The organism is Paracoccus sp. FO-3 (assembly GCF_006386455.1).
Lineage (GTDB): Bacteria > Pseudomonadota > Alphaproteobacteria > Rhodobacterales > Rhodobacteraceae > Paracoccus > Paracoccus versutus.
Map to the genome: position 1 here is coordinate 1 of NZ_VCBQ01000143.1, position 8933 is coordinate 8933.

The 8933-nt window shown below is 69.6% G+C and carries 9 protein-coding genes; 8 read left to right on the forward strand and 1 reads right to left on the reverse strand.

Annotated features, from left to right (window positions below; genetic code table 11):
• The first annotated feature begins 208 nt into the window (after window positions 1-208).
• The 6 genes from FE811_RS24125 (at window position 209) to FE811_RS24150 (ending at window position 6790) form a co-directional block, all read left to right on the forward strand.
• On the forward strand, window positions 209-382 hold the full coding sequence (locus FE811_RS24125) for a DUF1674 domain-containing protein (protein WP_036751458.1): 174 nt from the start codon (window positions 209-211) through the stop codon (window positions 380-382).
• Window positions 383-540: 158 nt separating this feature from the next.
• Window positions 541-1710: an efflux RND transporter periplasmic adaptor subunit gene (locus tag FE811_RS24130; RefSeq protein WP_036751456.1), complete on the forward strand. Its 1170-nt coding sequence runs from the start codon at window positions 541-543 to the stop codon at window positions 1708-1710.
• Between the two features lie 3 nt (window positions 1711-1713).
• The gene (locus tag FE811_RS24135; protein WP_140849062.1) at window positions 1714-4812 is read left to right on the forward strand and encodes an efflux RND transporter permease subunit; all 3099 of its coding nucleotides are present in this window, start codon (window positions 1714-1716) and stop codon (window positions 4810-4812) included.
• The gene (gene selD / locus FE811_RS24140) at window positions 4809-5852 is read left to right on the forward strand and encodes a selenide, water dikinase SelD (RefSeq protein ID WP_116223135.1); all 1044 of its coding nucleotides are present in this window, start codon (window positions 4809-4811) and stop codon (window positions 5850-5852) included. The genes FE811_RS24135 and selD overlap by 4 nt, the downstream gene beginning before the upstream one ends.
• A 95-nt stretch (window positions 5853-5947) precedes the next feature.
• Complete coding sequence (locus FE811_RS24145; RefSeq protein WP_140849064.1) at window positions 5948-6307, forward strand: hypothetical protein; 360 nt, start codon at window positions 5948-5950, stop codon at window positions 6305-6307.
• A gap of 63 nt (window positions 6308-6370) precedes the next feature.
• A complete protein-coding gene (locus FE811_RS24150; RefSeq protein WP_036761026.1) occupies window positions 6371-6790 on the forward strand; it encodes a PaaI family thioesterase in 420 nt (139 codons plus the stop codon).
• Between the two features lies 1 nt (window position 6791).
• On the opposite strand, the gene FE811_RS24155 is transcribed toward FE811_RS24150, so the two are convergent.
• Window positions 6792-7487: a fumarylacetoacetate hydrolase family protein gene (locus FE811_RS24155; RefSeq protein WP_116223133.1), complete on the reverse strand. Its 696-nt coding sequence runs from the start codon at window positions 7485-7487 to the stop codon at window positions 6792-6794.
• A 113-nt stretch (window positions 7488-7600) separates the two neighbouring features.
• On the opposite strand from FE811_RS24155, the gene FE811_RS24160 reads away from it, so the two are divergent.
• The gene (locus FE811_RS24160) at window positions 7601-8254 is read left to right on the forward strand and encodes a protein-L-isoaspartate O-methyltransferase (RefSeq protein WP_072461349.1); all 654 of its coding nucleotides are present in this window, start codon (window positions 7601-7603) and stop codon (window positions 8252-8254) included.
• A 22-nt stretch (window positions 8255-8276) separates the two neighbouring features.
• Window positions 8277-8933, forward strand: a 657-nt coding sequence (locus FE811_RS24165; RefSeq protein WP_181180953.1) for a TolC family protein, incomplete at its 3' end; no start/stop codon positions are given.

Below are 8933 nucleotides of genomic sequence, written 5' to 3' on the forward strand. Positions count from 1 at the left end.
CGAGGCGGCGGGCGCGGGCGCGGTCGGGCGGCGACAGGCGCTCGGTCAGCGCCGCCGCCTCGTCCAGCGTCGCGCCCTCGTCCACCGCGGCCAGCAGGCGCAGCGCGCCCTTGCGTGCCCCGTCCCTGACCGTCTTGCCCTGTGACTTGTCCAAAGCCTGCCCCTTGCCTAGATTGATCCCGTCTAGCGTGAAGCAGGGGAAACCGCCATGACCGACCGCAAGGATCTGCCGCCCGCCGCGCAGCGCGCGCTGGCCGAGGCCGAGGAGCGCCGCCGCAAGGCGAAGCCGCTGGACCTGCCGGTCGAGCTGGGCGGGCGCGACGGGCCCGAGCCGGTGCGCTATGGCGATTACGAAAAGAAGGGCATCTGCGTCGATTTCTGAGGCGCCGTGCCCGGCTGCCCGGTCGCATGGGTATTTGGAGAACGGAGAAATCCGCCCTGCTGGCGAATCCGTGAACGGCGTTGAGCTGGCCGTTTACTTGCCATTGGGGTTCGGCGTCTAAACAATGCGCCAACCACCAAAACCGCAAGGAACGGCAGATGGCCTCTGGGCAGGGGATGATGAGATGGGCGGCGCTGGCGATCATGCTGGCGGGGCAGGCTTTCGCGCAGCAGGGTCCGGGTGGGGGCGGGGCGCAGGGCCCGACCGAGGTCGGCGTGGTGGCCACCGCCGAGGAGGACGTGCCCTATACCGTCACCCTGCCCGGCCGCGCCATCGCCTATCAGCAGACCGGCATCCGGCCGCAGGTTGGCGGGGAAGTGCTTGAAATCTCTTATGATCCCGGCAGGCCGGTCAAGGCCGGCGACGTGCTGTTCCGCCTGGACCCCGAGACGCTGGCCGCGGCGCTGGCCGCCGCCGAGGCCGCCGTGGCGGGGGCCGAGGCCAGCCTGACCCAGGCGCAGAATACCGTCACCCGCTATCGCCGGCTGGAGGGTTCGGGCGTTTCGGCCGTGGACCGCGCCAATGCCGAGGTGTCGTTGAAACAGGCCGAGGCAGACCTGAAATCGGCCGAGGCCGCGCGGGATGCGGCGCGGCTGGCCCTGCAGCGCACCGAGATCAAGAGCCCGCTGGACGGCGTGGCGGATGTGGCGGCGGTCTCGGTCGGCGACCTGGTGACGGCGAGCCAGTCCGAATCGCTGACCACCATCACCCAGCTCGACCCGATCTATGTCGACGTCTCGGAATCCAGCGCCCGCATGCTGCGCAACCGGGCGCGCATCAGCGCCGGCCAGCTGGTCGTCAACAGCGGGGTGACGACCCAGCTGATCCTGGAGACCGGCGAGGAATACCAGGGCGAGGGGCGGATCGTCAGCCCCGGCATCGCGGTTTCGCCCACCACCGGCACGGTGCCGATCCGGCTGCAATTCGACAATCCCGACCGGATGATCCTGCCCGGCCAGTTCCTGCGGGTGAAGCTGACGCTGGGCACCACCCGCGCGGTGCTGGTCCCGCAGCGCGCGACCAGCCGCGCCTCGGACGGCACGCTGACCGCCTTCGTCGCCCGCGACGGCAAGGCCCAGCAGGTCACGCTGAGCGAGCAGGGCAGCTATCGCAACAGCTGGATCGTCACCCAGGGCATCAATCCGGGCGAGCAGCTGATCGTGGACGGGCTGGAAAACCTGCGCGCCGGCGCCGAGATCGCCACCGTCCCCGTCACCATCGACGCCCAGGGCGTCGTGCGCGAGATGGACGAGCGCGGGGAAGGCTAGGGCATGGCACGTTTCTTCATTCACCGCCCGGTCTTTGCCTGGGTGCTGGCCATCGTGACCATGCTGATCGGCACCTGGTCGCTGATCAACCTGCCGGTCTCGCAATATCCCGACATCGCGCCGACCACGATCCGCATCACCGCCAACTATTCCGGGGCGACGGCGCGGGCGGTGCAGAACTCGGTCACGACGCCGATCGAGGACGCGCTGACCGGGCTCGACGGGCTGCTCTATACCATCTCCTCGGCCTCGACCGGGCGCAGCGTGATCGAGATGGTCTTCGACGACAGCGTGGACCCGGTCGATGCGCTGAACGAGGTGCAGTCCAAGGTCCGCTCGGTCGAAAGCCGGCTGCCGACGCCGGTGCAGAACGACGGCGTCTCGGTCACGCGCTCGTCCTCGTCGATCCTGATGGTCGGCTCGCTGGTCTCGACCACCGGGCAGCATTCCACCATCGAGCTGGGCAACCTGCTGGAGCAGGTGGTCGAGGGGCCGGTCAAGCGCACCGAGGGGGTGGGCGGGGTCAATGTCTTCGGCTCGGGCTATGCCATGCGGATCTGGATGGACCCGCTGCGGCTGGCGCAGTTCCAGCTGACGCCCACGGACCTGACTACCGCCGTCGCGCAGCAGAACAGCACCGTCTCGGTCGGCGCGCTGGGGGAGCAGCCGGTGGTGGCGGGCCAGCAGTTCACCGCCAACATCACCGCGCAGAGCCAGCTGACCTCGGTCGAGGATTTCCGCAACATCCTGCTGAAGACCGGCGAGGACGGCGCCACCGTGCGGCTGGGCGACGTGGCCGAGGTCGAGATCGGCCAGACCCGCTATGGGCGCGATTCGCGCTTCAACGGCATGAACGCCTCGGGCTTTGCGGTGAACCTGGCCACCGGCGCCAATGCGGTCGAGACGGCGAGCGGGGTGCGTGCCACGCTGGAGGGGCTGAAGAACGCCCTGCCCGAAGGGGTCGAGGTGCATATCGCCTATGACACCGCGCCCTTCGTCGAGCTGTCGATCGAGAAGGTCTATCACACGCTGATCGAGGCCATCGGGCTGGTGTTCCTGGTCATCCTGGTCTTCCTGCAGAACTGGCGGGCGACGCTGATCCCGATCATCGCCATCCCCGTCGTGCTGCTGGGCACCTTCGGCATGCTGGGGGCGCTGGGATATTCGGTGAACACGCTGACCATGTTCGCCATGGTGCTGGCCATCGGCCTTCTGGTCGACGACGCCATCGTCGTGGTCGAGAACGTCGAGCGGGTGATGGAGGAGGAGGGGCTGGGCCCCGTCGAGGCCACGGAAAAGAGCATGGGCCAGATCAGCGGCGCGCTGATCGGCATCGCGCTGGTGCTGTCGGCGGTGTTCCTGCCCATGGGGTTCATGCCCGGTTCGACCGGGGTGATCTATCGCCAGTTCTCGGTCACGATCATCACCGCCATGGTGCTGTCGCTGCTGGTGGCGCTGATCCTGACGCCGGCGATGTGCGCCAGCCTTCTGCGGCAAAGCCACGGCCCGGCGCGCTTTGCGCCCGCGCGCTGGTTCAACGCCGGCTTCGACCGGGTGACGCGCGGCTATTCCGCCAGCGTGCGCCGCACCCTGCGCCGGCCGATGCTGGTCATGCTGGTGCTGGGTGCGATCAGCTATGGCGCCATCGACCTGTTCGGCCGCCTGGACACGACCTTCATCCCCGGCGAGGACCAGGGCGTGCTGCAATCGCGCATCACCCTGACCCAGGGCTCGACCGCGCAGCAGACCGCCGCCGTGGTGCAGGAGATCGAGGAATACATGCGGACCGAGGAAAAGGACGCAGTGGAATCGGTCTTTGTCGCCATGGGCTTCGGCTTCGGCGGCACCTCGCAGAACCGGGCGATGATCTTCGTCAAGCTGCGCGACTTCGACCTGCGGCAGAAAGCCGAGCTGTCCGCCTCGGCGGTGGCGCGGCGCGCGAACGCGCATTTCTCGGGGCACCGGGCCGGGCGCATCTTCTTCATGCAGCCGCCGGCGATCCCGCGGCTGGGCAACTCGGCCGGCTTCACCATGTATCTGACCGACCAGGCGGGCGGCGGCATCGAGGCGCGGACCGAGGCGGCCGAGCTGCTTGAGCAGCGGGCGAACGAAGACCCGCGGCTGACCAATGTCGAAAGCTCGGGCACCGAGGACGAGGCGGCGTTGCGCATCGACATCGACCAGCAGAAGGCGGAAAGCCTGGGCGTCAGCCTGTCGGGCGTGAACGCCATGCTTTCGACCATCTTCGCCGGGACCGAGGTCAACGACTTTGCCCTGGGGGCGCAATTGCGCCCGGTCATCGTGCAGGGCGCGGCGGCGAACCGGATGCAGCCCGAGGACGTGGACAGCTGGTATGCCCGCAACGCGGGCGGCGAGATGGTGCCCTTCACCGCCTTCATGTCGACCCGCTGGGAGCCGGTCGAGCCCTCGCTGGCGCGGATCGACGGCATCGACGCCATCGAGATGGAGGGCGAGCCGGCGCCGGGCGCCAGTTCCGGCCAGGCCATGGCGACGATGGAGGAGCTGATCGCCGGCCTGCCCGGCAACTATGCCGCCGCATGGACGGGCCTGTCCTATCAGGAGCGGCAATCGGGCAACCAGGCGCCTTGGCTCTTCGCGCTGTCGGCGCTGGTGGTGTTCCTGTCGCTGGCGGCGCTTTACGAAAGCTGGTCGGTGCCGTTCTCGGTCATGCTGGCGGTGCCGGTGGGGGTTCTGGGCGCGGTGGTGGCGGCGCTGACCTTCGGCCAGGCCAACGACGTCTATTTCAAGGTCGGCATCCTGACCACCATCGGCCTGGCGGCCAAGAACGCCATCCTGATCGTCGAATTCGCCCGCGACCTGGAACAATCCGGCCGCGCCACCGTCGCGGCCGCCATCGAGGCCGCGCGGCTGCGGCTGCGGCCGATCCTGATGACCTCGCTGGCCTTCATCCTGGGCGTGCTGCCCCTGGCCATCGCCACCGGCGCGGGCGCGGCGGCGCAGAACTCGATCGGCATCGGGGTGATGGGCGGGATGATCGCGGCGACCTTCCTTGGCATCTTCATGGTGCCGGCGTTCTACGTTACCGTGCGCCGGCTGACCGACAGGAGAGCCCGGACATGAACGACCTTCCCCGACTGACCTCGCTGGCGCATGGCGGCGGCTGCGGCTGCAAGCTGGCGCCCTCGGTCCTGCGCGAATTGCTGGCCGATCAGCCCCTGGCGCAGGCGTTCCCGCAGCTGCTGGTCGGGACCGAGACCTCGGACGACGCCGCGGTCTGGCAGGTCGACGACGATACCTGCGTCATCGCCACCACCGATTTCTTCATGCCCATGGTGGACGATCCGCGCGCCTTTGGCCGCATCGCCGCGACCAACGCGATTTCCGACATCTATGCCATGGGCGGGCGGCCGATCATGGCCTTGGCCATCCTGGGCATGCCCATCGACAAGCTGGCGCCGTCGCAGATCCGCGAGATCCTGGAAGGCGGGCGCGAGATATGCCACCAGGCCGGGATTCCGGTGGCGGGCGGTCATTCCATCGACGCGCCCGAGCCGATTTATGGCCTGGCGGTGGTCGGGCTCTGCCATCCCTCCGAGCTGCGGCGCAATGCCGATGCGCGGCCGGGCGACGCGCTGATCCTGACCAAGGGGCTGGGCGTCGGCATCTATTCCGCCGCGATCAAGAAGGGCGCGCTGGACGAGGCCGGCGTGGCCGAGATGGTCGCCTCGGCCACCACGCTGAACCGCATCGGCGCCGACCTGGCCAAGCGCGGCGATGTCCATGCCATCACCGACGTGACCGGCTTCGGCATCCTCGGCCACGGGCTGGAGATCGCGCGGGGCGCCGGGCTGCGGCTGCGGCTGAGGCTGGCGGAATTGCCGCTGTTGTCGCGGGCGGCGGAACTGGCCGAGGCGGGTTTCGTCACCGGCGCCTCGACCCGGAACTGGGCTGCCTATGGCGCCGAGGTCGAATTGCCCGAGGGCCTTGCCCCCTGGCAGCGGGCGCTGCTGACCGATCCGCAGACCTCGGGCGGGCTCTTGGTCGCCTGCGCGCCTGGGGCCGCTGGCCAGGTGCTGGATTTCATCCGCGGCGCGGGCTTCCCGCTGGCGGCCGTGGTCGGGCATGCCGAGCAGGGGGTCGCCGGCATCTCGGTCGAATAGCGCCGGGATTCTTGGGTATTTGGACAACGAAGAAGCGGCGGGCGGCGGGGAACCCGGTGCCGTGGCCGGCGTTGGGGCGCAGGAGGATGCAGCCCATGTCGCAGATTTCCCTGTCCCGTATCGCCGTGCTGAGCGTGGCGCTGGCCTGCCTGGCCGCGCCGCTTTCGGCCCAGGACGCCCCTGCCGAGGCGCAAAAGCCGGCACAGACCGCCGCCGCCGGCGCCGGCGAATGCCCGCCCGCCGCGGCCCAGGCCGAGCCGGCGACGCCCGAGACCGCCTCGGCCGACGGCACCGCGCCCGAGAACTCGGGCTCGACCGGCTGGACGGGCGGCACCGGCGGGGCGATGATCGGCACCAATCCTTCGGGTGCGGATGCCGCCACCCGGACCTGGCAGCCGCCCACCGCCCGCGGCCTCGACCTTGCCGGCCGGCCCGAGCCGGTGCCGGCCTGCTGATACCGCGGGCGATTGACGCTGCCCCCCTTGCCGCGGAAGATGCGGGCAAAAAGGGGGACCGCGATGACCGACGACCGGAGTTCTGCCACCATCGAGGCGCATTCGCCCTATTCCGAATCGCTGGAGATGGAGGTCGTGGCCGCCACGCTCGACGAGGTCGTGCTGCGCATGCCGGTGACGCGGACCCTGACCAATCGCAACGGCGTGCTGCATGGCGGCGCGATCATGAGCTTGGCCGATCACGCCGCCGGCACCGCCACCCAGCTGCGCCTGGCCGAGGGCGCCGCCACCACCACGCTGGAAAGCAAGACGAATTTCCTGCGCCCGATTCGCCTGGGCGACGTGGCCGAGGCCCGGCCCCGGCCGCTGCACCTGGGCCGGACCACGATGATCTGGCAGACCGACATCCGGCGCGGCGACGGCAAGCTGGCCGCCGTGGTGATCCAGACCCAGCTGGTGCTGGAATGGAAGGAGCCCGGCTGAGCTATTCCGCCGCGCCGATGGTCAGCTCGACCTCGGCCAGCCCCTCGACCCTGCCGGCCAGCCGGTCGCCTTCCGCGACGGCGCCGACCCCGGCCGGGGTGCCGGTCATGATCAGGTCGCCCGGCGCGAGGTGATAGTATTGCGACAGGTCCGCGACCAGTTCCGGGATGGACCAGACCATGTCGCAGATCGGCGCATCTTGCCGCAGCGTGCCGTTCACCTCCAGCCGGATGCGCTGCGCCGCCGGGGCGAAGTCCCGCGCCGGGGTCAGGGCCGAGAATACGGCCGCGCCCTCGAAATTCTTGCCCAGATCCCAGGGATGGCGCTTGTCCTTGGCCCGGCCCTGCAAGTCCCGCCGCGTCATGTCGAGGCCGGTGCCATAGCCCCAGACCGCCGCCATCGCCTGCGCCGGCGCGATGCGGAAGGCGGGGGCGCCGATGGCCACGACCAGCTCGACTTCGTGATGCAGGTCGCGCGTGCCGGGCGGATAGGGCAGGGTCGCGCCACTTTGTCGCACCGCATGGGCGGATTTCAGGAAATAGAACGGCGCCTCGCGGTCCACCTCGGCCCCCATCTCGGCGGCATGGGCGGCATAGTTGCGCCCGACGCAGAAAATGCGGTTCACGGGGAATCGCACGTCCTGCCCCAGGACCGGCAGCGCGGCGGGCGGCGGCGGGGGAAACAGATATTCGCTCATGCCCGCGACCCTGCCACGGCGGCGGCGTCGCGGCAAGAACGCCGGCGCCGTTGCCCGCACCGGATTTTCGTGGCAAGAGAGCGTAAAGCCAACCGAATGCAGGGTTCGCATACATGACCGATTTCGCGCAGCGCCGCACCATGATGGTCGACACTCAGGTGCGTCCGAACGAAGTGACCAGCTATCCCGTGATCGAGGCGATGCTGAACGTCCCGCGCGAGCAGTTCGTTCCCGAATCGCGCCGAGACGTGGCCTATGTCGGCAACAATATCGACCTTGCCCCCGGCCGCGTGCTGCTGGAGCCGCGGACGCTGGGCAAGATGATGGATGTGCTGGACCTGCAGAACGGCGACCTGGTGCTGGATGTCGGCTGCGGCTACGGCTATTCCGCCGCCGTCATGGCCCGCATCGCCGAGGCCGTCGTCGCGCTCGAGGAGGACGCCGCCATGGCCGCCGAGGCGGAAAGCCGGCTTGCCGCGCAGGACGTGTTCAACGTCGCCGTGGTCCAGGGCGCGCTGGCCGAGGGCTGCGCCAGCCAGGCCCCCTATGACGCCATCCTGATCGAGGGCGCGGTCGAGCAGGTGCCCGAGGCGCTGGCCGATCAATTGCGCGAGGGCGGCCGCATCGTCGCCATGTTCCGCGAGGGCAACCTGGGCACCGTCCGCATCGGCCACAAGCTGGATGGGCGGTTGAACTGGCGCTTCGGCTTCCATGCCACCGCTCCGCTGCTGCCGGGCTTTGCGCGTCCGCGGGGTTTCGTCTTGTGATGCCGACAGGAAAGGCCATGGCATGTTTCGCAAAACGCTGAAAAACCTGCGGCGTCCGCTGATCGCAGCCCTGCTTGCGGGCGCGACGGCCGCCCCCGCCGGGGCCGAATCGCTGGCCGATGCCATGGTCGCGGCCTATCGCCACTCGGCGCTTCTGGAACAGAACCGCGCCGTGCTGCGCGCCGCCGATGAGGACGCGGCCACCGCCCTGGCCCAGCTGCGCCCGGTCGTGCAATGGATCGCCGAGCATAGTTTCCAGAAGATCAACGGCCTGGCCATCGGCCGCTCGACCGGCATCGGGCTGCAGGCCCAGATCACGCTTTACGATTGGGGCCGCAACGCCATCGCCATCGACGCCGCCAAGGAAACCGTGCTGGCCACCCGCGCCGCGCTGGTCGGCGTCGAACAGGACGTTCTGCTGGGCGCGGTCCAGGCCTATCTGGATGTGCGCAGCGCCACCGAACAGGTTGATCTGCAAGCCAATTCCGTGCGCGTGATCGGGCAGGAACAGCAGGCCGCCTCGGACCGTTTCGAAGTGGGCGAGATCACCCAGACCGACGTCTCGCAGGCCGATGCCGCCCTGGCCGCGGCGCGCGCCAGCCTTGCGGCCGCCCGCGGCAACCTGGAGGTCGCGCGCGAGGTCTATCGCGCCGCGACCGGCCGGGCGCCGGGCCAGCTT

What these genes read in the sequence shown, in the direction of transcription:
- FE811_RS24125 (WP_036751458.1), top strand. Translation starts at nt 209, where the DNA reads ATGACCGACCGCAAGGATCTGCCGCCCGCCGCGCAGCGCGCGCTGGCC.
- FE811_RS24130 (WP_036751456.1), top strand. Translation starts at nt 541, where the DNA reads ATGGCCTCTGGGCAGGGGATGATGAGATGGGCGGCGCTGGCGATCATG.
- FE811_RS24135 (WP_140849062.1), top strand. Translation starts at nt 1,714, where the DNA reads ATGGCACGTTTCTTCATTCACCGCCCGGTCTTTGCCTGGGTGCTGGCC.
- selD (WP_116223135.1), top strand. Translation starts at nt 4,809, where the DNA reads ATGAACGACCTTCCCCGACTGACCTCGCTGGCGCATGGCGGCGGCTGC.
- FE811_RS24145 (WP_140849064.1), top strand. Translation starts at nt 5,948, where the DNA reads ATGTCGCAGATTTCCCTGTCCCGTATCGCCGTGCTGAGCGTGGCGCTG.
- FE811_RS24150 (WP_036761026.1), top strand. Translation starts at nt 6,371, where the DNA reads ATGACCGACGACCGGAGTTCTGCCACCATCGAGGCGCATTCGCCCTAT.
- FE811_RS24155 (WP_116223133.1), bottom strand. Translation starts at nt 7,487, where the DNA reads ATGAGCGAATATCTGTTTCCCCCGCCGCCGCCCGCCGCGCTGCCGGTC.
- FE811_RS24160 (WP_072461349.1), top strand. Translation starts at nt 7,601, where the DNA reads ATGACCGATTTCGCGCAGCGCCGCACCATGATGGTCGACACTCAGGTG.